Annotated in this window: 22 protein-coding genes; 20 read left to right on the forward strand and 2 right to left on the reverse strand. The window is 62.8% G+C overall.

Translation table 11 applies throughout. The features are described from left to right. The first annotated feature begins 4 nt into the window (after positions 1-4). The 19 genes from J2Y39_RS19645 to J2Y39_RS19735 all read left to right on the forward strand — a co-directional run bounded on the left by J2Y39_RS19645 (position 5) and on the right by J2Y39_RS19735 (position 17,378). Complete coding sequence (locus tag J2Y39_RS19645) at positions 5-259, forward strand: acyl carrier protein (RefSeq protein ID WP_016772026.1); 255 nt, start codon at positions 5-7, stop codon at positions 257-259. Further along, a complete protein-coding gene (locus J2Y39_RS19650; protein WP_310219269.1) occupies positions 256-801 on the forward strand; it encodes a hypothetical protein in 546 nt (181 codons plus the stop codon). Before J2Y39_RS19645 ends, J2Y39_RS19650 begins: the two co-directional genes overlap by 4 nt. After that, positions 798-2,477: an AMP-binding protein gene (locus tag J2Y39_RS19655; protein ID WP_310219271.1), complete on the forward strand. Its 1,680-nt coding sequence runs from the start codon at positions 798-800 to the stop codon at positions 2,475-2,477. The genes J2Y39_RS19650 and J2Y39_RS19655 overlap by 4 nt, the downstream gene beginning before the upstream one ends. Further along, positions 2,470-3,204 carry a glycosyltransferase family 2 protein gene (locus tag J2Y39_RS19660; RefSeq protein WP_310219273.1) on the forward strand — a complete coding sequence of 245 codons (735 nt, stop codon included), beginning with the start codon at positions 2,470-2,472 and terminating at the stop codon, positions 3,202-3,204. The genes J2Y39_RS19655 and J2Y39_RS19660 overlap by 8 nt, the downstream gene beginning before the upstream one ends. After that, on the forward strand, positions 3,201-4,148 hold the full coding sequence (locus J2Y39_RS19665) for a glycosyl transferase (RefSeq protein WP_110644852.1): 948 nt from the start codon (positions 3,201-3,203) through the stop codon (positions 4,146-4,148). Before J2Y39_RS19660 ends, J2Y39_RS19665 begins: the two co-directional genes overlap by 4 nt. Then, positions 4,129-5,673, forward strand: coding sequence for a histidine ammonia-lyase (gene hutH / locus J2Y39_RS19670; RefSeq protein ID WP_095181015.1), 1,545 nt, complete (start codon positions 4,129-4,131; stop codon positions 5,671-5,673). The genes J2Y39_RS19665 and hutH overlap by 20 nt, the downstream gene beginning before the upstream one ends. Next, complete coding sequence (locus J2Y39_RS19675) at positions 5,666-6,091, forward strand: thioesterase family protein (protein ID WP_056787385.1); 426 nt, start codon at positions 5,666-5,668, stop codon at positions 6,089-6,091. Before hutH ends, J2Y39_RS19675 begins: the two co-directional genes overlap by 8 nt. Further along, positions 6,088-6,690, forward strand: coding sequence for an outer membrane lipoprotein carrier protein LolA (locus tag J2Y39_RS19680; RefSeq protein WP_305382047.1), 603 nt, complete (start codon positions 6,088-6,090; stop codon positions 6,688-6,690). The genes J2Y39_RS19675 and J2Y39_RS19680 overlap by 4 nt, the downstream gene beginning before the upstream one ends. Further along, on the forward strand, positions 6,674-9,004 hold the full coding sequence (locus J2Y39_RS19685) for an MMPL family transporter (protein ID WP_310219276.1): 2,331 nt from the start codon (positions 6,674-6,676) through the stop codon (positions 9,002-9,004). The genes J2Y39_RS19680 and J2Y39_RS19685 overlap by 17 nt, the downstream gene beginning before the upstream one ends. After that, complete coding sequence (locus tag J2Y39_RS19690; RefSeq protein WP_310219278.1) at positions 9,001-10,164, forward strand: sodium:proton antiporter; 1,164 nt, start codon at positions 9,001-9,003, stop codon at positions 10,162-10,164. The genes J2Y39_RS19685 and J2Y39_RS19690 overlap by 4 nt, the downstream gene beginning before the upstream one ends. After that, positions 10,151-11,398 carry an NAD(P)/FAD-dependent oxidoreductase gene (locus tag J2Y39_RS19695; RefSeq protein WP_252887197.1) on the forward strand — a complete coding sequence of 416 codons (1,248 nt, stop codon included), beginning with the start codon at positions 10,151-10,153 and terminating at the stop codon, positions 11,396-11,398. The genes J2Y39_RS19690 and J2Y39_RS19695 overlap by 14 nt, the downstream gene beginning before the upstream one ends. Next, positions 11,395-12,120 (forward strand): class I SAM-dependent methyltransferase, encoded by a 726-nt coding sequence (locus J2Y39_RS19700; protein ID WP_310219281.1) that lies wholly within the window; start codon positions 11,395-11,397, stop codon positions 12,118-12,120. Before J2Y39_RS19695 ends, J2Y39_RS19700 begins: the two co-directional genes overlap by 4 nt. After that, positions 12,120-12,731 (forward strand): hypothetical protein, encoded by a 612-nt coding sequence (locus J2Y39_RS19705; RefSeq protein ID WP_177342720.1) that lies wholly within the window; start codon positions 12,120-12,122, stop codon positions 12,729-12,731. Before J2Y39_RS19700 ends, J2Y39_RS19705 begins: the two co-directional genes overlap by 1 nt. Further along, positions 12,728-13,924, forward strand: a complete 1,197-nt coding sequence (locus tag J2Y39_RS19710; protein ID WP_310219283.1) for a beta-ketoacyl-[acyl-carrier-protein] synthase family protein — start codon at positions 12,728-12,730, stop codon at positions 13,922-13,924. Before J2Y39_RS19705 ends, J2Y39_RS19710 begins: the two co-directional genes overlap by 4 nt. Next, a complete protein-coding gene (locus J2Y39_RS19715) occupies positions 13,921-14,385 on the forward strand; it encodes a hotdog family protein (RefSeq protein ID WP_236168180.1) in 465 nt (154 codons plus the stop codon). The genes J2Y39_RS19710 and J2Y39_RS19715 overlap by 4 nt, the downstream gene beginning before the upstream one ends. Continuing rightward, positions 14,378-15,106, forward strand: coding sequence for a 3-oxoacyl-ACP reductase FabG (fabG, locus tag J2Y39_RS19720; RefSeq protein ID WP_310219286.1), 729 nt, complete (start codon positions 14,378-14,380; stop codon positions 15,104-15,106). Before J2Y39_RS19715 ends, fabG begins: the two co-directional genes overlap by 8 nt. Next, positions 15,106-16,332 carry a beta-ketoacyl-ACP synthase gene (locus tag J2Y39_RS19725; RefSeq protein WP_041477581.1) on the forward strand — a complete coding sequence of 409 codons (1,227 nt, stop codon included), beginning with the start codon at positions 15,106-15,108 and terminating at the stop codon, positions 16,330-16,332. The genes fabG and J2Y39_RS19725 overlap by 1 nt, the downstream gene beginning before the upstream one ends. Positions 16,333-16,361: 29 nt before the next feature. Next, a complete protein-coding gene (locus tag J2Y39_RS19730) occupies positions 16,362-16,805 on the forward strand; it encodes an excinuclease (RefSeq protein ID WP_095181023.1) in 444 nt (147 codons plus the stop codon). Between the two features lie 135 nt (positions 16,806-16,940). Further along, the gene (locus J2Y39_RS19735) at positions 16,941-17,378 is read left to right on the forward strand and encodes an excinuclease (protein WP_095181024.1); all 438 of its coding nucleotides are present in this window, start codon (positions 16,941-16,943) and stop codon (positions 17,376-17,378) included. Between the two features lie 103 nt (positions 17,379-17,481). Here J2Y39_RS19735 and J2Y39_RS19740 read toward each other — a convergent pair whose 3' ends face one another. Next, positions 17,482-18,384 (reverse strand): LysR family transcriptional regulator, encoded by a 903-nt coding sequence (locus J2Y39_RS19740; RefSeq protein ID WP_056787362.1) that lies wholly within the window; start codon positions 18,382-18,384, stop codon positions 17,482-17,484. 118 nt (positions 18,385-18,502) lie between these two features. Here J2Y39_RS19740 and J2Y39_RS19745 point away from each other — a divergent pair, with 118 nt between their 5' ends. After that, a complete protein-coding gene (locus J2Y39_RS19745) occupies positions 18,503-19,777 on the forward strand; it encodes an MFS transporter (protein WP_310219290.1) in 1,275 nt (424 codons plus the stop codon). Between the two features lie 176 nt (positions 19,778-19,953). Here the strand turns inward: J2Y39_RS19745 and hemE are convergent, their stop codons facing one another. Next, complete coding sequence (gene hemE / locus J2Y39_RS19750; RefSeq protein ID WP_056787355.1) at positions 19,954-21,021, reverse strand: uroporphyrinogen decarboxylase; 1,068 nt, start codon at positions 21,019-21,021, stop codon at positions 19,954-19,956. Positions 21,022-21,192: the final 171 nt, after the last annotated feature.

Below are 21,192 nucleotides of genomic sequence, written 5' to 3' on the forward strand. Positions count from 1 at the left end.
GACCATGCAAACTCGTGACGATATTTTCAACACCCTGCGCGATGCCCTGGTCGAGCTGTTCGAACTGGATCCGGCCCGCGTAAGCATGGACGCCAATCTGTATCAGGATCTGGAAATCGACAGCATCGATGCGGTCGACCTGATCGATCACATCAAACGCCAGACCGGCAAGAAAATCGCCGCCGAAGAATTCAAATCGGTGCGCACCGTCGGTGACGTGGTCGAGGCGGTGTTCCGTCTGGTTCAACCGGCCGCATGAGCCGACTGATCGGCCTGGGCCTGCTGCTGGCCGGTCTGCTGTACCCCTTTGCGGTGTATTTCGGCATGGAGCATTTCGCCCCGTGGCAATTTGCACTGCTGCTGGGCAGCCTGTGGCTGGCGCGAGCCCTGACCGGCGAACGCAAGCCCGGCAGCCTGTGGATGGCGTGCGTGGCGATGGTGTTCTGCCTGCTGCTCGCGGTGTTCGACAGCCCGCAGCTGCTGCGCTGGTACCCGGTGCTGATCAGCGCATTCATGCTGGTGCTGTTCGGCGCAAGCTTGAAATTCGGCCCGCCGATGGTCGAGCGTCTGGCGCGCTTGCGTGAGCCGGAGCTGCCGGAGGTTGCCATTCGCTACACGCGCAAGGTGACGCTGGCCTGGAGCGTGTTTTTCTTCTGCAACGGTTTGTGCGCCGCCCTCCTCACCCTGTGGGCGCCGCTGGATTGGTGGATGTTGTACACCGGCCTGATCTCCTATGGATTGATCGGCCTGATGTTTGCCATTGAATGGCTGATACGACAACGGGTAAGAGGCCGTACATGAATTGGATAAAACTTGAGCAGCTGTTGCTCAAGGCACTGCCGGCACGGGCGATCTGCCAGGCGCCGGCACTCGATCACACGCAACTGCGAGCGCAGGCCCTGAGCGTCGCCGCGGGTCTGCAAAGCCAAGGCGTGAAAAGGCTGGCCGTGCATCTGGAAGATGCCGCCGACCTCGCCATCGCCCTGCTCGGCGCGTGGCGTGCCGGCGTCAGCGTGTTGCTGCCGGCGGATCTGCAAGCGCAGACGCGTCAGCGCTGGTCGCAGGAAGTCGATCTATGGCTGACCGATCAGCCGGGCGATGCACAGTTGGACGACTTCACTCAGCCCGAACTGCCCGGTGCACAACTGGATCTCGATCAATGCCGCCTGAGCCTGTGCACTTCCGGCTCTAGCGGCGAGCCCAAGCGCATCGACAAGACCCTGCGCCAATTGGCCAACGAGGTCGAAGCGCTGGAACAGTTGTGGGGCGCAGACCTCGGTGAAGCCTGCATCATCGGCAGTGTCGCCACCCAACACATTTATGGCCTGCTGTTTCGCGTGTTGTGGCCCTTGTGCGCCGGGCGTCCGTTCGTGCGCCGGCAACTGGCGTTCTCCGAAGACTTGCAGCGCGCCAGCCGCGAACACTCGGCCTTCGCCTGGGTTGCGAGCCCGGCGCTGCTCAAGCGCATGGGCGACAACCTCGACTGGCCGGCCCTGAGCGCGGTGCGCCGGGTGTTTTCCTCCGGGGGCGCGTTGCCGTCGGAAGCGGCGCAAAGTCTGCAACAGCGCTTGCAGCAATGGCCGACGGAAATCCTCGGCAGCTCGGAAACTGGCGGCATCGCCTGGCGTCAGGGCGAGTCGTTGTGGCGGCCGTTTGCTGGCGTCGAACTGAGCCAGGACAGCGACGGCGCCCTGCTTATTTCTTCGCCTTATCTGCCTGCCGGCCACGTCGAACACAGCGCCGACGCCGCACGCATTGCCACCGATGGTCGCTTCGAACTGCTGGGGCGACTGGACCGCATCGTCAAACTGGAAGAAAAACGCATCTCGCTGCCGATGCTCGAGCAGGCCTTGGCAGCCCATGACTGGGTCGCCGAAGCGCGGCTCGGTGTGGTCCAGGAAAACCGCGCCTCGCTCGGCGCGCTGCTGGTGCTCAGCGAATCGGGTCTGTTCGCCCTGCGCGAGCACGGCCGCCGTGGCCTGACCGAGACCCTGCGCAAACATTTGAGCCAGCATTGCGAAGCCCTCGCCCTGCCCCGACGCTGGCGCCTGCTGCGGCAGATGCCATTGAACAGCCAGGGCAAACTGGCGCAAGCCGACGTCGAAGCATTGCTGCTGGCCGCGCGACCCAAAGCCCCCGAAGTGCTGGAGCAAAGCGAAAGCGACGGCGAATGGAGCCTGCAACTCAGCGTGCCGCCGGATCTGGCCTACTTCAGCGGGCATTTTCCCAAGGCACCGGTGTTGCCCGGTGTGGTGCAGGTGGAATGGGCGCTGAATCTGGGTCGGCAGTTGCTGAAGCTGGATGGCGGGTTCGCGGGAATGGAGGTGCTGAAGTTTCAGCAACTGGTGCGCCCGGGTGATGAAATCCAGCTGCATCTGCGTTTCGATGCCGAGCGCGGCAAGTTGTATTTCGCTTATCGCAACGACACGGCGACCTGTTCCAGCGGACGCATTCTCCTGGGGCCTGCCCATGCATAACCCCTGCGCCGTAATCCCGGTGTACAACCATGAAACCGCGATCACCACCGTGGTCGATGCCCTGCTCGCACAAGGTCTGCCGTGCATTCTGGTGGACGATGCCAGCGAGCCGTCCTGCGCGCGGGTGCTCGACACCCTGGCCGAGCGCGACAGGGTTTTTCTGGTGCGCCTGACGGCCAATCAGGGCAAGGGCGGCGCGGTGATGACCGGTCTGCGTGAGGCCTCGCGTCTGGGTTACAGCCATGCCTTGCAGGTCGATGCCGACGGCCAGCACGATTTGCATGACGTCGCGCGCTTCGTCGGCGAATCCCGCGGCCATCCCGAGGCGATGATCTGTGGCTATCCGCTGTTCGACGAGAGCGTGCCGAAAGGGCGTTTGTACGCGCGCTACCTGACCCACGTGATGGTCTGGATCAACACTCTGTCATTGCAGATTCGCGATTCGATGTGCGGCTTCCGTGTTTATCCGCTGGCGCCGACTCTGGCCGTGATCGACTCGGCCAAGGTCGGCAAGCGCATGGATTTCGACTCGGACATTCTTGTGCGGCTGGCCTGGCGCAATCAGCCGATGCGCTGGCTGCAGACCAGCGTGCATTACCCGCTGGGCGGCGTGTCGCACTTCCGCCTGTTCCACGACAACGCGCTGATTTCCAGCATGCACACGCGGCTGTTCTTCGGCATGTTGCTGCGTTGGCCGGTGATCCTCTGGCGGCGGTGGAAACCATGAGCGAAGAAGTCGACAAGAAGCACTGGGCCGACCGCGAAGAGCGCGGCAGTTTCCTGCTGATGAAATTCACCGCGTTCGCCGCCAAAGTCCTCGGCCGGCGCCTGCTCAGTCCGTTGCTGTACGGCATCGTCCTGTATTTTTTCCTCTTCGGCCGGATCGCCCGGCGCAGTGCCTGGCAGTACCAGCAGCGGCTGGCCGAGTGGAGCCGGCGCGACGATCTGCGCCCGAGCCACTGGCGGGTGTTCAGCCAGTTCATGACCTTTGCCGATTCACTGCTCGACAAGCTCGACGTGTGGAACGGCAAGCTGAGCATCGAGCAGATCGAAATCATCGACCCGGCGCTGCTGCGCAAGCAGTTGCGCGGCAGTCGCGGGCAACTGCTGGTCGGCGCGCATCTGGGCAATCTCGAAGTCTGCCGGGCGCTGGCGGAGATCGGCGAAAAGGTCACCATGAACGTGCTGGTGCACACCAAGCACGCCGAGCAATTCAATCGCCTGCTCGGCGAGGCCGGGGCGACCAATCTGCGCCTGATTCAGGTCAGCGAACTCGACCCGGTGATCATGCTGCAACTGCACGAACGGCTGGAACGCGGCGAGTGGCTGGCGATTGCCGGTGACCGCGTGCCACTGCACGGCGGGCGCAGCGTCACGGTGGACTTTCTCGGCCATCCGGCGCCATTTCCGCAAGGCCCGTGGTTGCTGGCTGGCCTGCTCAAGTGCCCGGTCAACCTGCTGATGTGTCTCAAGCAACCCGACGGCCACTATCGCCTGACCCTCGAACCGTTCGCCGACGCGGTGGTGTGGACACGCCGCGAGCGCGAGCAGGTCATTCATCAGTGGGCCACCCGCTACGCGCAGCGCCTGAGTCACTATTGCCTCGAAGCCCCACAGCAATGGTTCAACTTTTACCCTTTCTGGAAGACCGATGACGACGCCAACCCATGAGCCGGTAACCTTCGGCGAACGCCCTTTGCGCATCGAAGACGTGCTGGCCCTGGCCAACCGTCAGGCGCCCGTGCAGTTGCAGGCTGACGCCGACTATCGCGAGCGCATCGCCAAAGGCGCGCGGTTTCTCGATTCGCTGCTGGACAAGGAAGGCGTGATCTACGGCGTCACCACCGGCTACGGCGATTCCTGCGTGGTCGCGGTGCCGCTGCATCACGTCGAGGCGCTGCCGCGTCATCTCTACACCTTTCATGGTTGCGGCCTGGGCAAACTGCTCGACGCGCAGGCGACCCGCGCGGTGCTGGCGGCGCGCTTGCAGTCGTTGTGTCACGGCGTTTCCGGGGTGCGCGTCGAACTGCTCGAGCGTCTGCACGCGTTTCTCGAATACGACATCCTGCCGCTGATTCCCGAAGAGGGTTCGGTGGGTGCCAGCGGCGATCTGACGCCGTTGTCCTATGTCGCCGCAACCCTGTCCGGCGAGCGCGAAGTGCTGTTCCGTGGCGAACGTCGTCAGGCTGCCGACGTGCATCGCGAGCTAGGCTGGACGCCGCTGGTGCTGCGCCCGAAAGAGGCGCTGGCGCTGATGAACGGCACGGCGGTGATGACCGGCCTCGCCTGTCTCGCTTTCGCCCGCGCCGATTACCTGCTGCAACTGGCCACGCGCATCACTGCGCTCAACGTCGTCGCGCTGCAAGGCAATCCGGAGCACTTCGACGAACGCCTGTTCGCCGCCAAACCGCACCCGGGGCAGATGCAGGTCGCCGCGTGGCTGCGCAAGGATCTGGCGATCGACGCGCCGACCGCGCCACTGCATCGTCTGCAGGATCGTTACTCGCTGCGTTGCGCGCCGCATGTTCTCGGCGTGCTGGCCGACAGCCTGAACTGGCTGCGCGGCTTCATCGAAACCGAGCTGAACAGCGCCAACGACAACCCGATCATCGATGCCGAAGCCGAGCGCGTTCTGCATGGCGGGCACTTCTACGGCGGGCACATTGCGTTCGCTATGGACAGCCTGAAAAACCTCGTGGCCAACGTCGCCGATCTGCTCGATCGGCAATTGGCGTTGCTGGTCGACGAGCGCTACAACCACGGCTTGCCGAGCAACCTCTCCGGCGCGCCAGCCGATCGGGCCATGATCAATCACGGCTTCAAAGCGGTGCAGATCGGCACCAGCGCCTGGACCGCCGAAGCGCTGAAAAACACCATGCCGGCCAGCGTGTTCTCGCGCTCCACCGAGTGCCACAACCAGGACAAGGTGAGCATGGGCACCATCGCCGCCCGTGATGCGATTCGCGTGCTGGAGCTGACCGAACAGGTCGCCGCCGCCACGCTGCTCGCCGCCAATCAGGGCGTTTGGCTGCGCGCTCAAGCCGCCGATGCGCGTCCGCTGCCGCCGGCACTGGCAGCGATGCACGAAGAACTCGGCAAAGACTTCCCGCCGGTCATCGAAGACCGCGCGCTGGAAGGCGAACTGCGCCTGTGCCTGCAACGCATCGCCGCGCAACACTGGAGGCTGCATGCGTAGTGCCGGAGTGCTTCACGCCGATACCGAGATTCTCGTGCCGTTTTTCGACGTCGACACCATGCACGTGGTCTGGCACGGCCATTACGTCAAATACCTCGAAGTCGCGCGCTGCGCGTTGCTGGACAAGATCGGCCACAACTACACGCACATGGTCGAGTCGGGTTACGCCTGGCCGATCATCGACCTGCAATTGCGCTACGTGCGCAGCGCGGTGTTCGGCCAACGGCTGAACGTGCGCGCCAGTCTGATCGAGTGGGAAAACCGTCTGAAGATCAATTACCTGATCAGCGACCTGCAGACCGGCGAACGCCTGACCCGCGCAAGCTCCGTGCAAGTCGCTGTGGAAGTCAGCAGCCGCGAGATGCAACTGGCCTCACCCAAAGTCTTCACCGATGCCGTGGAAAGGATGCTGCGATGAATGTGTTGTTCAAAAGCCTTGGCGCGTTGGCGCTGCTGGCCGTGTCGTCATGGGCCTATGCCTTCGACCTGCAACAACTCAGTGAACAACTGGCGAAACCGGATGTTATCCACGGCCAGTTCACTCAGGAAAAACACCTGCGCGCCCTGCCGCAGCCGCTGATCAGCAAGGGCAGCTTCGTCCTCGCGAAAAATCATGGCCTGCTGTGGCTGTTGAAAACCCCGCTGCAACAGGATTACCGCATCACCGCCAATGGCATCGCCCGCCGTGACACCAATGGCTGGCAACTGCTGCCGAACAAGAGCGCCGGTGCCGAGCAGAACCGTTTGTTCCTCGCCGTGCTGCAAGGTGACAGCAGCGGTTTGCAGCGCGATTTCGAACTGGCCCTGAGCGGCACGGCGCAGCAGTGGCAACTGACTCTGACGCCGCGCTCGATGCTGCTCAAGCAAGTGTTCCAGCAGATCAATATCGACGGCGGTACTCTGGTGCAAACCATCGAACTGCTGGAAACCCAAGGCGACAGCACACTGCTACGCATGCAGGACAGCACGGCCGAGCAACCCTTGAGCGAAGCGGAGCAACATGACTTTGCCGAGTGAACGCAAGCTGCCCTGGCTGTTTCTGAGCCTGCTGCTGGCCGTCGTCGCGCTGGCTGCCTGGCAGTGGCGCGACGGTGCGCCGCTGTCGGCCAATCTCATGGAGCTGGTACCCGGGACCAATCCAGACGCGCTGGAGTTGCGCGCCGAACAGCGCATGCAAGAACCGCTCAATCGCGAAATGCTGGTGCTGGTCGGCCACGCCGATCGCCAGCAAGCGCTGACCATGGCTCAACAACTGGGCGAACAATGGCAGGCCAGCGGTCTGTTCGAAACCGTGCAGTGGAACCTGCAAGCCGACTTGCCGGCGCTGCGCAAGCAATTGCTGCAAGGACGCCTTGCGATGCTCTCGGCGGATGATCGGCAGCTACTCAGCAAGCACCCCGACGCGTTCATCCAGCAGCGAGTACAGGCGCTGTTCGATCCGTTCAACGGCTTTACTCTGGTGCCGAGCCAGGACGATTGGCTGGGCCTGACCGGACGCATCCAGAACAGCCAGCCGAAACATGGCGCAGTGCAACTGGACATTGGCAGCGGCGCACTGGTCGCCGATGCCGACGGCAAGAGCTGGGTGATGTTGCGTGCGCGCACCACCGGCAACGCCTTCGACATGAACCTGCCGTTGCAAGTGGCAGAGCTACTCAAGCACAGCCGCGAACAAGCGGCGCAAAGCGATGTGCAGTTGCTCGCCGCCAGTGGCCTGCTCTACGCCGCCAACGGTCAGCAACAGGCCACCCGGGAGATGACCTGGGTCGGCGGCGGCGCAACGGTCGGCATTCTGCTGTTGCTGCTGTTGGCGTTTCGCCGCTGGGGCGTGCTGCTGGCATTTGTTCCGGTGCTGGTCGGCATGCTGTTCGGCGCGGTGGCCTGCGTGGCGCTGTTCGGCCACATGCATGTGATGACGCTGGTACTCGGTTCGAGTCTGATCGGTGTCGCCGTCGATTACCCGTTGCACTATCTGTCCAAAAGCTGGAGTCTCAAGCCGTGGCGCAGCTGGCCGGCCCTGCGCCTGACCTTGCCGGGGCTGACCCTGAGCCTGATCACCAGCGTTATCGGCTATCTGGCGCTGGCCTGGACACCGTTCCCGGCGCTGACGCAGATCGCCGTGTTCTCCGCCGCCGGCTTGCTCGGTGCCTATCTGTCGGCGGTCTGCCTGCTGCCGGCGCTGCTGAAAAATGTTCAACTGCGCCCGGCGCAATGGCCGCTGCGCCTGGCCGAGCGCCTGATTCATCTGCGTGAGGCGCTGCTCGGTTGCATTCGCACGCCCGCGCTGCTGGCGCTGCTGATTGCCTTCTGCATCGGCGGCTTGATGCAGTTGCAGAGCAAAAACGACATTCGCCAATGGGTTGGCGCGCCGCAGCATCTGACCGACGAAGCGCAGACCATCGCGCGCATCACCGGTTTTCAACCGACCAGCCAGTTTTTCCTCGTCCGCGCGGCCAATCAGGAGCAATTGCTCGAGCGCCAGGCAGCGCTGAGCGAGCGCCTGCAGCAACTGGTCAACCTCGACAAGCTGCAAGGCTATCTGGCCCTCGATCAACTGGTCAGCGCGCCGAGCCAGCAACAGCAAGTGCGCGAATCACTGAACAAGCTGCCGTCATTCTGGCAACCGCTGCTCGATCTCGGCGTGCCAGCGACGGCGTTGCAAAACGAATTGCAGCAATTGCAGACCCTGCCCGCCGAAGACATTGACGCCGCGCTGGCCGGCCCGCTCGGCGAGCCGTATCGCACGCTATGGCTTGGCCCGACTGAAGACGGCGTCGCAGCAATCACCAGCCTGCAGGGCTTGAACAATCCGTCGTTGTTGCGCGTGCAAGCACTCGATTTGCCGGGGGTGGTGCTGGTCGATCGCCTCGGTGATCTGAACAAGGTGTTCGCCGCCACGCAGATCAGCGCTGCCGAGCTGAAACTGGCCTCCTGCGTGTTGATCGTGCTGGTGCTGATGCTGCCGTTCGGCCTGACCGGCGCCCTGCGTATCGTCGCCCTGCCGCTGCTGGCGGCGCTGTGCAGTCTGGCCAGCCTTGGCTGGCTCGGTCAGCCACTGACCCTGTTCAGCCTGTTCGGCCTGTTGCTGGTGACGGCGATCAGTGTCGACTATGCAATCCTCATGCGCGAACAGGTCGGCGGCGCGGCGGTGAGCCTGCTCGGCACCTTGCTCGCAGCAGTGACGACGTGGCTGTCGTTCGGGCTGCTAGCGGTGTCCAGCACCCCGGCGGTGAGCAATTTCGGCCTGTCGGTGAGCCTCGGCCTGGCGTTCAGCTTCATGCTCGCGCCGTGGGCCGGGCGCCATGAACCGGTTGCGGAGCCAGCGGCATGATGGTCTTCGGCTTCTGGTTGCTGGCCTTGGCGCTGTTTGCGCTGGCGACTCGTGTCGGCCGTCACTTCGGCCTGATTCCGATCGTCAGTCAGTTGCTGCTGGCGAGCTTCGGTTTGCCGTTGCTGATGTATTTCTGGATCGAGCCGGGCTGGCAGCTCAGCGGCGCACAACTGATCGCCCCGGACTGGCTGAAAGATCTCTACAGCCTGAGCTTCGCCTTGCTGCTCGGGCACATCCTCAGCGATGTCATCGATCTGCGTCTGGATCGCCAGAGCGTCAAAATCGCTATACCGAGTTTCGCTGTGCCGTTCGCTTGCGGGCTGGCGGTCGCGTACTGGTTGCTGCCGGCGCAGCCGTGGCTCAGCGCATTGGCCATCGGACTGGTCTTCGCCATTACCGCGATCCCGGTGTTGTACCTGTATTTGCGTCACATTGATTACCCGCCCGCTGCCACGCGGCGGCTGGTGCAGACCGCGATCCTGATCGATCTGACCTGCTGGACGCTGTTCGGCCTCGCCCAAGGCAGTCTGCACTTGAGCAGCCTGTTGCTGCCTGTGGCCATGGCCGGCGCGCCGCTGCTTTTGCACCTGCTGCGCGTGCGTCGCCCGCTGACCTACAGCCTCGGCTTCTTCGCGTTGCTGGTGATGGCCGAGCATTACAAACTCAACGCGCTGATTTTCGGCATCGGCTATCTGCTGTGCATGGCGCTGCTGAAAGTGCCGTTGGTGCTGCCGTTGCCGGCACGCTGGATGAGCCGCTTGCAGACGTGGATCGCGATCCCGCTGATCCTCACGTTCGGCATCGTCCAGATCGACGTGCACAGCGCCCTCGCCAGCCTCGACGCCGGGCAGTGGGCGGCGCTGCTGCTGTTGCCGATTGCCAGTAAACTGCTGGGCAACTGGCTCGGCCTCGGTTGGGCGGGCGCCTCGTTCGCTGGCGCCAGCCGCTGGCGCGAAAGCGTGCTGCTGAACATTCGCGGCCTGAGCGAAATCGTCTTTCTCAATCTGTTGTTGCAGCAACAGCTCATCACCCCGGCGCTGTATTTCGCGCTGATGCTGATGGGCCTGATCGCGACGCTGCTGCCGGCCCTGATCGGCCTGCATCGCGCGCCCCTGAATCTGAACAGTCCTCTGCCCCGGAGCTCACGTGCCAATCGTTGAAATGGAATCCCGTCAGGTCGTGATCATCGGTGCCGGCCCGTCCGGTGCTATCGCCGCTGCCCTGCTCAAGCGCAAGGGCCACGATGTGCTGGTGCTCGAGCGCCAGCACTTCCCACGCTTCTCCATCGGCGAAAGCCTGCTCAGCCACTGCCTGGACTTCGTTGAAGAAGCCGGCATGCTCGACGCCGTCAACGCCGCCGGGTTCCAGCGCAAGACCGGCGCGGCGTTTGCCTGGGGCGAGCGCTACAGCGCTTTCGATTTTGGCGACACTTTCACCGCCGGCAAGCCGACCACGTTCCAGGTGCAGCGCGCCGATTTCGACAAGTTGCTGGCCGATCAAGCAGCATTGCAAGGTGCGGAAATCCGTTATGGCGATGCGATTGTCAGCGTCGATTTCGATCAGGCGAAACCACAACTCGATGTGCGCCGCGAAGATGGCAGCGAGTACCGCGTCGAAGCCGATTTCGTCCTGGACGCCAGCGGCTACGGCCGCGTGCTGTCGCGCTTGCTCGACCTCGAAGCACCTTCGAATTTCCCGGTGCGTCAGGCCGTGTTCACCCATGTCGAAGATCACATCGACAATCCGGCGTTCGACCGCGAAAAGATCCTCGTCACCACCCATCCCGAGCATCGCGATGTGTGGTTCTGGACCATCCCGTTCAGCAACGGCCGCTGCTCGGTGGGCGTGGTCGCGGCTGAAGAACATTTCCGGGGCCGCGACAGCGACCTCGATGCCTGCCTGCGCAGCTTCATCGCCGAGACGCCAAGCCTCGCCGGGGTTCTGAACAACGCGGTCTGGGACACCCCGGCGCGCACCCTCGGCGGCTATGCGGCCAACGTGAAAACCCTGCACGGCCCGGGCTTTGCGCTGCTGGGCAACGCCGCAGAATTCCTCGATCCGGTGTTCTCCTCCGGCGTGACCATTGCCATGCGTTCGGCGAGCATGGCCGCTGGCGTGCTGCACCGCCAGTTGCAGGGTGAAACGGTGGACTGGCAAAGCGAATTTGCCGAACCGTTGAAACGCGGCGTCGATACCTTCCGCTGCTACGTCGAAGGCTGGTACGCCGGCACCTTCCAGGACGTGATTTTCTACGAGGACAGTCAGGCGGAGATTCGCCGGATGATCTGCTCGATCCTCGCCGGTTACGCCTGGGACGAGCGCAACCCGTTTGTCAGCGAAGCGCGGCGCCGGCTGAAGATGATTTCCCAACTCTGCGCGCAGGACGCCTCATGAATTACTTGAGCGACAGTTACGTCGAGGAAACCCGCTTCGGTCTCTGGTTCTTGCGCAGCCACACCTGGCAGCACCATGTGCTGCGCGTGGCGATCAACGATCTGCATGGATTATTCAGTGAGCCGCTGCCGGAACACCCGGTGCTGCTCGACGCCGGTTGCGGTCAGGGCAAGTCGTTCGGCCACCTGCGCCAGACCTTCGCCCCGCAGCGACTGATCGGCGTCGACGCCGACCCGCACAGCCTGCAACTCAGCGCCCAAGAGGCCACGCGCCTAGGCATGCCAGTCGAGTTGATCGGCAGCGATTGCGCCACGCTCAACGTCGCCGATGCCAGCGTCGACCTGCTGTTCTGCCACCAGACCTTCCATCATCTGGTCGAGCAGGAAAAGGCTTTGGCCGAGTTCTATCGCGTGCTCAAGCCGGGCGGCTATCTGCTGTTCGCCGAATCCACCGAGGCTTACATTGATACCTGGGTGATTCGCTGGCTGTTCCGCCATCCGATGCATGTGCAGAAGAGCGCCGCCGGCTACCTGCAGATGATCCGCGAGCAGGGCTTCGGGTTTGCCGAGCGCAATGTTTCCTACCCGTATCTGTGGTGGAGCCGGTCAAAGGATTTTGGTTTGCTGGAGCGGCTGGGGTTGAGCAAACCCAAGCCATTCGGTGAGCGTGAAGAGACGCTGGTAAACGTCGTCGCGCGCAAGCCATTGCAGGAATCTGTCTGATGTACGGCTATCGATCTGAACACCTGAAACCCTGTGGGAGCGAGCCTGCTCGCGAAAGCGGTGTATCAGTCAGCCAAAGTGGCGAATGTCAGATGGCATTCGCGAGCAGGCTCGCTCCCACAGGGTTTGCTGCATGGCTGGCGATCGTTTTGTCAGCCTTGCTGTTGAGTGCCTGCGCCAGCCAGCCACCGCTACCAGCGGCCAACCCGACGCTGCCTCTGCCGCTGCAACTGCACATTGAGCGCGAGCAGGCCGGGCAGCGTCAGGACTGGCTGCTGGTGATCCAGCGCGAAGGCGCCGGCACGCGTTGGTCGATGATGGATCCGCTGGGCATTCCCCAGGCCCGCCAGCAACTGATCGACGGGCACTGGCAGGCCGACGGTCTGCTGCCGCCGAACCCGGAAGCGCGGGAGTTGTTCGCCGCACTGCTGTTCGCCTTGACGCCTCCTGCCGAGCTGCTGCGCAACTATCCCGACGCCCGCCAACAGGCCGATCAGCGTTCACTGCCGGCGCGCTGGAACGTCCGCTATTCACAACCGTTGAGCTTCCAATTGAATCTGCCCCAAGGCCCGCACTATCGCGTTTCCCAGTTAGGTGAATCGACGCCATGACCGCTTACCTGAATGCCCTCGGCGTGATCTGCGCCCTGGGCCGCGACAAGTCTGAAGTCGCGCGCAATCTGTTTGCCGGCGACTGTTCGGGGATGCGCCGCGAGTCCGGCTGGGTCGCCGAACGTGAACTGCCTGTGGCTGGCGTACACGGTGAATTGGCGGCGATCCCTGCGGACCTGGTCGAGCACAGCAGTCGCAACAATCAGCTGTTGCTGGAAGCCGCGCTGCAGATCCGGGACGACATCGATCGTGCGATCCAGACCTTTGGCCGCGAGCGCATAGGCGTGGTGCTCGGCACCAGCACCTCAGGCATCGACGAGGCCAGCCGGGGTCTGGCGCATTACATCCGCGAACAGCAATTTCCCCACGAGTACGACTATCGCCAGCAGGAACTCGGCGCCCCGGCGAATTTTCTCGCCGAATGGCTGCAACTGAGCGGCCCGGCCTACGTGATTTCCACCGCCTGTACCTCCAGCGCCCGCGCGCTGATGAGCGCTCAACGCCTGCTCGATCTGGGCCTGTGCGACGCGGTGCTGTGCGGCGGCGTCGACAGTCTGTGCAAGCTCACGCTGAACGGTTTCTCATCGCTGGAAGCCGTTTCAGATGAGCGCTGCAATCCGTTCTCCGCCAACCGCAACGGCATCAATATTGGCGAAGCAGCGGTGCTGTTCGTGATGAGCAAACAGCGCGGCGAAGGCCCGGGCATCGCCCTGCTGGGTGCGGGCGCCAGCTCGGATGCGCACCATATCTCCGCGCCGGAGCCGAGCGGTCGCGGCGCCCTGCAAGCCATGCAGAAAGCCCTTGGTCGCGCGCATCTGCAAGCCGGGCAAATCAACTACCTGAACCTGCACGGCACCGCCACCCAGCACAACGACGCGATGGAAAGTCTGGCGGTCGCGGCGCTGTTTCCCCAAGGCGTCGCCTGCTCGTCAACCAAGCCGCTGACCGGCCACACCCTCGGCGCGGCTGGCGCGCTGGAAGCGGCGTTCTGCTGGCTGAGCCTGAGTGCCGACAACCCTGAGCAGGCGTTACCGCCGCATATCTGGGACGGCCAGGCCGATCCCGCGCTGCCGCCGCTCAAGTGGGTGACCGCGAGCGAACGCCTGACGTCCATTGCACCGCGCTACCTGATGAGCAACTCGTTTGCCTTCGGCGGCAACAACGTCAGCCTGATTATCGGAGACGCCCCATGAGCCACTGGCCGCTCGCCGAACTGCTGCCGCATGCCGGCGACATGATTCTGATCGACGCGATCGAGCGCTTCGACGATGAGCAGATTTTCACCCGCCTCACGGTCAAGCCCGACGGCCTGTTCAACCTGCCCGACGGCAGCCTGCCGGCGTGGGTCGGCGTCGAGCTGATGGCGCAGAGCGTCGCCGCTTTCGCCGGTTGCCACGCCCGGCAAAAAGGCAATCCGCCGGAGCTGGGCTTTCTCCTCGGTACGCGCAAATTCGAGTGCAACGTCGCAGCCTTTGCGGCCGGCAGCGAGCTGACCATCCACGGCCTGCGCTCACTGGAAGACGACAACGGCATGGGCGTATTCGAATGCCATATCCACGGCGACGGCATTCATGCCAGCGCCCGGCTGAACGTGTTCCGTCCGCCGCAAGCCAACCAATATCTGCAACAGACAAAGGAGTCGCACGATGACTGAATCCGTACTGGTCACCGGCTCCAGCCGTGGCATCGGCCGCGCCATTGCCTTGCGTCTGGCGCAAGCCGGGCACGACATCGTCCTGCATTGCCGCAGCGGCATGACCGAAGCCCAAGCGGTGCAGGCCGAAATCGAAGCACTGGGTCGCCGCGCACGCATTCTGCAATTCGACGTCGCCGACCGTGAAACCTGCAAAAGCATTCTCGAGGCCGACGTCGAAAACCATGGCGCCTATTACGGCGTGGTACTCAACGCCGGGCTGACTCGCGACGGCGCGTTTCCGGCGCTGAGCGATGACGATTGGGACGTGGTCCTGCGCACCAACCTCGACGGTTTCTACAACGTCCTGCACCCGGTGATGATGCCGATGATCCGTCGTCGCGCCGCCGGGCGCATCGTGTGCATTACTTCGGTTTCGGGCCTGATCGGCAACCGTGGCCAGGTCAACTACAGCGCTTCGAAGGCCGGGGTGATTGGCGCCGCTAAGGCATTGGCGATCGAGCTGGGCAAGCGCAAAATCACCGTTAACTGCGTCGCCCCTGGCCTGATCGACACGGCCATGCTCGACGAAAACGTGCCGGTGGAGGAACTGATGAAAATGATCCCCGTGCAACGCATGGGCACCCCTGAAGAAGTGGCCGCTGCGGTGAATTTCCTGATGTCGGCGGAAGCCTCGTACATCACCCGCCAGGTGCTGGCGGTCAACGGAGGCCTGTGCTGATGAAACGCGTCGTCGTCACCGGCATGGCCGGCATCACCTCTCTGGGCAGCGACTGGCCGACCATTGCCGGCAATTTCGCGGCCAATCGCAGCGGCATTCGCCGGATGGACGAGTGGGATCGCTTCACTGAGCTGAACACGCGTCTGGCCGGGCCTATCGATGATTTTCTCGTACCGTCGCACTGGACCCGCAAGCAGTTGCGCAGCATGGGCCGGGTTTCGCGACTGGCGGTCGGCGCAGCAGAAAAGGCTCTGGCCGATGCTGGCCTGCTCGGTGACGAATCGATCAAGGACGGGCGCATGGGCGTCGCTTGTGGTTCATCTACCGGTAGCACTGACGAGATCAAAGCCTTCGGCAACATGCTGCTCAACTCGGTGGCCGAGGGGCTCAACGCCAACTCCTACGTGCGGATGATGCCGCACACCACCGCCGCCAATATCAGCATTTTCTTCGGCCTCACCGGCCGCCTGATCCCGACCTCCAGCGCCTGCACCAGCGGCAGCCAGGGCATCGGCTACGCCTACGAAGCAATCAAGTTCGGCCGCCTGCCGTTGATGCTCGCCGGCGGTGCCGAAGAACTGTGCCCGACTGAAGCCATGGTGTTTGACGCGCTCTACGCCACCAGCCTGAAAAACGATGCACCACAGACCAGCCCACGCCCGTACGACAAGGGCCGCGACGGTCTGGTGATCGGCGAAGGCGGCGGCATGCTCGTGCTTGAAGAGCTGGAACACGCCCTCGCCCGTGGCGCGCACATTCACGCGGAAATCGTCGGTTTCGGCAGCAACGCCGACGGCCAGCACACGACCCGCCCGGAACAGGTCACCATGCGCCGCGCCATGGAGCTGGCCTTGGAAGATGCCGGCCTCAGTCCGGACGCCATTGGCTATGTGAACGGCCACGGCACCGCGACCGAACAGGGCGACATCGCCGAAACGTTGGCCACCAGCAGCTTGTTCGGCGAACACATGCCGATCAGCTCGCAAAAGAGCTTTCTCGGCCATACCCTCGGTGCCTGCGGTGCGCTGGAGTCATGGTTCAGCATCGAGATGCTCAACAGCGACCGTTACGTGCACACCTTCAACCTCGACGAGGTCGACCCGCACTGCGGCAAGCTCGATTACCTGCGCGGCGAGTTTCGTCAGATGCACCACGATTACGTGATGAACAACAACTTCGCTTTCGGTGGCGTCAACACATCGTTGATCTTCCGCCGCTGGGCATAACCGAATCAATCCAGGTCAAGGAGACCTACATGCACTTCAAGAAATTCGCCGCCGTTACCCTGCTGCTCTGCGCCCTGCCAGCGGTCAGCCAGGCCCGCGACACGGCGGTCTACCTGCCATTCGACAAAGCCGTCGCCGAAGCCACCCGCTCCGGCAAGATCGATGGCAGCGTGAAATTCTATCTGGCCGGCAACACCCCGGCCGGTAAAGTCACCGTGGTCAGCGCCGACGCCGTGACCAACAAGAAAACCAACGCCTTCAACAAGTCCGACGAAGTCGCCTGCGAATGGGTTGCCCAATCGGCAATCATCAGCCTGCACCAGGCCGCGAAAAACGCCGGCGCCAACGCCGTGACCAACATCGTCAGCTTCTACAAGCGCAACGAGCGCAAGGACGCGCAAACCTACGAATGCCACGCCGGCGCGATCATGGCGGGCGTTGCGCTGAAGGGTGATCTGGCGAAGGTTCAGTAAACGCCAGAAATGACAAAGGGCGCCGTTTGGCGCCCTTTTTATTTTCAGTGATTCAGCAGCATCTACACTCGCTGATGCAGGTCGCAGCACCGTCACCTGCCCTCGCAGTCTCTTTCACCGTCAAAGGAGATGACCATGCAAGTGAAAGCCCTGATGGCCGCTGCGCTTATCGCCCTGCTGCCCAGTGCCAGCCATGCCACCAACCTCATGTACATGCCTTTCGAAACCGTGCTGTCGGACGCCATTCGCGCCGGGCGGCTGGATGGCAGTGTGAAGTTCTACCTGATCGGCAACGGGCCGCAGGGCACTCAGCAGTTGCTGCGCCAAGGGGTGGTCAGTGATTTGCAAACCAACGGCTTCAACAAGAGCGATCAGGCTTCGTGTGAATGGGTGTTGCAGTCGAATCTGATCAAATTGCAGGCTGATGCCAAGCGGGTCGGGGCGAATGCGGTGGTCAACATCGTCAGTTACTACGACCAACGTGTACGCAAGGATTTGAATACCTACGAGTGCCGGGCAGGAGTTTTTGTTACCCGGGTGGCTTTGAAGGGGGATTTGGTGCGGTTGCCCTGAAATCTGTGATGTTTGGGCCGACGCCTTCGCGAGCAGGCTCGCTCCCACCTTGGAATGCGTTTCCCTGTGGGAGCGAGCCTGCTCGCGAAAGCGCCAGCCGCCTTCACACCGTCAGCGGTTCAACCTTGCGCGTAAGCAGTTCGACAAACGCCTTGGCCATCGGCGATTTCTGGTCTTTGCGCTGCACCAGCCACACCGCTGAGATCGCTTCGGGATCGAGCAGCGGACGGTAAACCACGCCGTCGATGCGCATGCGTTGGTAGGACGCTGGCAGCACCGATACACCCAAGCCCGCCGCCACCAGACCAATAATGGTCATCGCCTCACCAGCCTCTTGAGCGAAGTGCGGGCTGAAGCCGGCGTCACGGGCCAGGTTTAGCAGTTGCGCATAGAGCCCGCTGCCATAGCTGCGCGGGAAAAACACGAATGGCTCCAGCGCCAGCGCCGAGAGAAACAGGCCTTCATCGCTACTTTGGGCCAGTGGATGCTTGGAACTGAGCACCGCCACCAATGGCTCGCGCATCAACTCCACAACACTCAGTGAATCCGGCAATCCGAGCGGGCGCATGATGCCGACTTCGATCGACTCGTCCACCAGAGCATCGGCGACCATGGTGCTGCTCATTTCGCGCAAATTCAGATGCACCGCCGGAAAGCGCTGACGAAAGGAAAAAATCGCCTGCGGAATCGTCGAGTTGAACGGCGCCGACGAGGTGAAACCAATCTTCAACTCACCCAGCTCACCAAGTTGCGCACGCCGGGCGACATCCGCGGCCTTGTCGACCTGCGCCAGCACCAGCCGCGCCTCCTGCAGAAACAGCCTGCCCGCCTCGCTCAATTCGACCCGACGATTGGTGCGCTCGAACAAGCGCGCGCCGAGCTGTTGCTCCAGCGCCTGAATCTGTTGGCTCAGTGGTGGCTGGGAGATGCCCAGCACCTGTGCGGCCCGGCCGAAATGCAGTTCTTCGGCGACTGCGATGAAGTAACGCAGATGACGCAGTTCCATAGGATTTCCATTAGGTCGCTGAAGCTATCAAACAGGTCGAACAATATATTGGATAGAAACATTAGCCAGCTATATGATTTTTTCATTGCCTGCCCGGCTGTGCTTTCCGAGGTCTGAAGTGAAAACTGCTGTCGCGCCCCTTGCCCACGAAATCCCGCCCGCAGCCGACGACGATGCCCTCGCCGAGCTGCAGGAGATCTACATCGAAAAAGGCACGCCGGCGTTCATGCGCACGGTGCTGGCGCTGTTCTGTGGCGGCTTTGCGACGTTTGCCCTGCTCTACTGCGTACAACCGATGATGCCGATGCTGTCCCACGAATACGGGATCAACGCGGCGCAGAGCAGTCTGATCCTCTCGGTGGCAACCGGCATGTTGGCCTTCGGTCTGCTGATCACCGGGCCGATCTCCGACCGCATCGGCCGTAAACCAGTGATGGTCGCGGCGCTGTTCGCTGCCGCGTTGTGCACCATCGCCAGTTCGATGATGCCGAGCTGGCACGGCGTGCTGATCATGCGCGCATTGATCGGCCTGTCATTGAGCGGTCTGGCAGCGGTGGCGATGACCTATCTGAGCGAAGAAATCCATCCACAGCACATCGGCCTGGCGATGGGTTTGTACATCGGCGGCAACGCGATCGGCGGAATGAGCGGACGCTTGATAACTGGCGTGCTGATCGACTTCGTCAGCTGGCACACGGCGATGCTGGTGATAGGCGGTCTGGCGCTGGTCGCGGCGGCGGTGTTCTGGAAGATCCTCCCGGAGTCGCGCAACTTCCGCGCCCGCTCGCTGCACCCGCGCAGCCTGCTCGACGGCTTCACCATGCACTTTCGCGACGCCGGTCTGCCGCTGCTGTTTCTTGAAGCGTTTGTGCTGATGGGCGCGTTTGTCACGCTGTTCAACTACATCGGCTACCGCTTGCTGGCTGCGCCGTACAACCTCGATCAGGTATTTGTCGGATTGCTCTCGGTGGTCTACCTGTCGGGGATCTACAGCTCGGCGAAGATCGGTTCGCTGGCGGACAAACTGGGGCGACGCAAAGTGCTCTGGGCGACGATTGCGCTGATGTTCGCCGGGCTCGCGCTGACGATGTTCACGCCGCTGTTGCTGGTCATCATCGGCATGCTGGTGTTCACCTTCGGCTTCTTCGCTGCGCACTCGGTAGCAAGCAGTTGGATCGGCCGGCGCGCGTTGACCGCCAAGGGTCAGGCGTCGTCGCTGTATCTGTTCAGTTATTACGCCGGGTCGAGCATTGCCGGGACTGCGGGCGGGGTGTTCTGGCATCTGGGCGGGTGGAACGGCATCGGCCTGTTTATTGGTGCGTTGTTGCTGATTGCCCTGCTGGTGGCGTTGAAGCTGGCGAAGTTGCCGCCGTTGCAGGGTGTCAAAGCCTGACATAAAACCCTGTGGGAGCGAGCCTGCTCGCGAATGCACTGTGTCAGGCAACATCAGTGTTGAATGACACACCGCTTTCGCGAGCAGGCTCGCTCCCACAGTTGATTTGGGTACGACATTAGATCGTGCAAAAGAAAACGCCCGGCATTGGCCGGGCGTTTTTTATTGGGCGCTGATCACTCGTGATACTGCGCCGACAGCTCATGCACCGCACGCAGGAATGCGCCGGCATGTTCCGGATCGACTTCCGGGGTGATGCCGTGGCCAAGGTTGAACACGTGGCCGCTGCCCTTGCCGTAGCTGGCCAGAATGCGCCCGACTTCAGTGCGGATCGCTTCGGGTTTGGCGTAGAGCACGGTCGGGTCCATGTTGCCTTGCAATGCGACCTTGTCGCCGACACGGGCACGGGCGTTGCCGATGTCGCAGGTCCAGTCCAGGCCGAGGGCGTCGGCGCCGGCTTCGGCGATGCTTTCCAGCCACAGGCCGCCGTTTTTGGTGAACAGAATCACCGGCACTTTGCGTCCGTCGTTCTCGCGGATCAGGCCGCTGACGATTTTCTTCATGTAAGCCAGGGAGAATTCCTGATACGCCGCCGCCGACAGGTTGCCGCCCCAGGTATCGAAGATCTGCACCGCTTGTGCACCGGCCATGATCTGGCCGTTGAGGTACGAAGTCACCGACTGCGCCAGCTTGTCCAGCAACAGGTGCATGGCTTGCGGGTTGTCGTAGAGCATCGCCTTGGTCTTGCGGAAGTCTTTCGAGGAGCCGCCTTCAACCATGTAAGTCGCGAGGGTCCACGGACTGCCGGAGAAACCGATCAACGGCACGCGACCGTTGAGTTCGCGACGGATGGTGCTGACCGCATCCATCACGTAGCCGAGGTCTTTGTGCGGATCCGGGATCGGCAACGCTTCGATGTCGGCCATCGTGCTGACGACTTTTTTGAAGCGCGGACCTTCACCGGTCTCGAAGTACAGGCCCTGGCCCATGGCATCGGGAATGGTGAGGATGTCGGAAAACAGGATCGCCGCGTCCAGTTGCGGGTAGCGGTCGAGCGGTTGCAGGGTGACTTCGCAGGCGAATTGCGGATTCATGCACAGGCTCATGAAGTCGCCGGCATGCGCGCGGCTGGCGCGGTACTCCGGCAGGTAGCGACCGGCCTGGCGCATCATCCACACAGGGGTGACGTCAACGGGTTGCTTGAGCAGGGCGCGGAGGAAACGGTCGTTCTTCAGGGCAGTCATGTCGGCATCCGGAAAAAAAGTGCGGGCATTTTCTCAGAGCGCGAGGCAAAAGGCACGGATGTGGGTCAGCCTTTTGTCTATCGGGTCAATTTGTCGCGCTGGAATGCGCTATCAGCAACACCGAGAAACAACTGTGGGAGCGAGCCTGCTCGCGAAGAGGGCTTCACATTC

It is taken from the genome of Pseudomonas sp. 2957 (assembly GCF_031456345.1).
Classification (GTDB): domain Bacteria; phylum Pseudomonadota; class Gammaproteobacteria; order Pseudomonadales; family Pseudomonadaceae; genus Aquipseudomonas; species Aquipseudomonas siliginis.

Coding starts and splice junctions, on each gene's coding strand:
- J2Y39_RS19645 (WP_016772026.1), top strand. CDS start 5: ATGCAAACTCGTGACGATATTTTCAACACCCTGCGCGATGCCCTGGTC.
- J2Y39_RS19650 (WP_310219269.1), top strand. CDS start 256: ATGAGCCGACTGATCGGCCTGGGCCTGCTGCTGGCCGGTCTGCTGTAC.
- J2Y39_RS19655 (WP_310219271.1), top strand. CDS start 798: ATGAATTGGATAAAACTTGAGCAGCTGTTGCTCAAGGCACTGCCGGCA.
- J2Y39_RS19660 (WP_310219273.1), top strand. CDS start 2,470: ATGCATAACCCCTGCGCCGTAATCCCGGTGTACAACCATGAAACCGCG.
- J2Y39_RS19665 (WP_110644852.1), top strand. CDS start 3,201: ATGAGCGAAGAAGTCGACAAGAAGCACTGGGCCGACCGCGAAGAGCGC.
- hutH (WP_095181015.1), top strand. CDS start 4,129: ATGACGACGCCAACCCATGAGCCGGTAACCTTCGGCGAACGCCCTTTG.
- J2Y39_RS19675 (WP_056787385.1), top strand. CDS start 5,666: ATGCGTAGTGCCGGAGTGCTTCACGCCGATACCGAGATTCTCGTGCCG.
- J2Y39_RS19680 (WP_305382047.1), top strand. CDS start 6,088: ATGAATGTGTTGTTCAAAAGCCTTGGCGCGTTGGCGCTGCTGGCCGTG.
- J2Y39_RS19685 (WP_310219276.1), top strand. CDS start 6,674: ATGACTTTGCCGAGTGAACGCAAGCTGCCCTGGCTGTTTCTGAGCCTG.
- J2Y39_RS19690 (WP_310219278.1), top strand. CDS start 9,001: ATGATGGTCTTCGGCTTCTGGTTGCTGGCCTTGGCGCTGTTTGCGCTG.
- J2Y39_RS19700 (WP_310219281.1), top strand. CDS start 11,395: ATGAATTACTTGAGCGACAGTTACGTCGAGGAAACCCGCTTCGGTCTC.
- J2Y39_RS19705 (WP_177342720.1), top strand. CDS start 12,120: ATGTACGGCTATCGATCTGAACACCTGAAACCCTGTGGGAGCGAGCCT.
- J2Y39_RS19710 (WP_310219283.1), top strand. CDS start 12,728: ATGACCGCTTACCTGAATGCCCTCGGCGTGATCTGCGCCCTGGGCCGC.
- J2Y39_RS19715 (WP_236168180.1), top strand. CDS start 13,921: ATGAGCCACTGGCCGCTCGCCGAACTGCTGCCGCATGCCGGCGACATG.
- fabG (WP_310219286.1), top strand. CDS start 14,378: ATGACTGAATCCGTACTGGTCACCGGCTCCAGCCGTGGCATCGGCCGC.
- J2Y39_RS19725 (WP_041477581.1), top strand. CDS start 15,106: ATGAAACGCGTCGTCGTCACCGGCATGGCCGGCATCACCTCTCTGGGC.
- J2Y39_RS19730 (WP_095181023.1), top strand. CDS start 16,362: ATGCACTTCAAGAAATTCGCCGCCGTTACCCTGCTGCTCTGCGCCCTG.
- J2Y39_RS19735 (WP_095181024.1), top strand. CDS start 16,941: ATGCAAGTGAAAGCCCTGATGGCCGCTGCGCTTATCGCCCTGCTGCCC.
- J2Y39_RS19740 (WP_056787362.1), bottom strand. CDS start 18,384: ATGGAACTGCGTCATCTGCGTTACTTCATCGCAGTCGCCGAAGAACTG.
- hemE (WP_056787355.1), bottom strand. CDS start 21,021: ATGACTGCCCTGAAGAACGACCGTTTCCTCCGCGCCCTGCTCAAGCAA.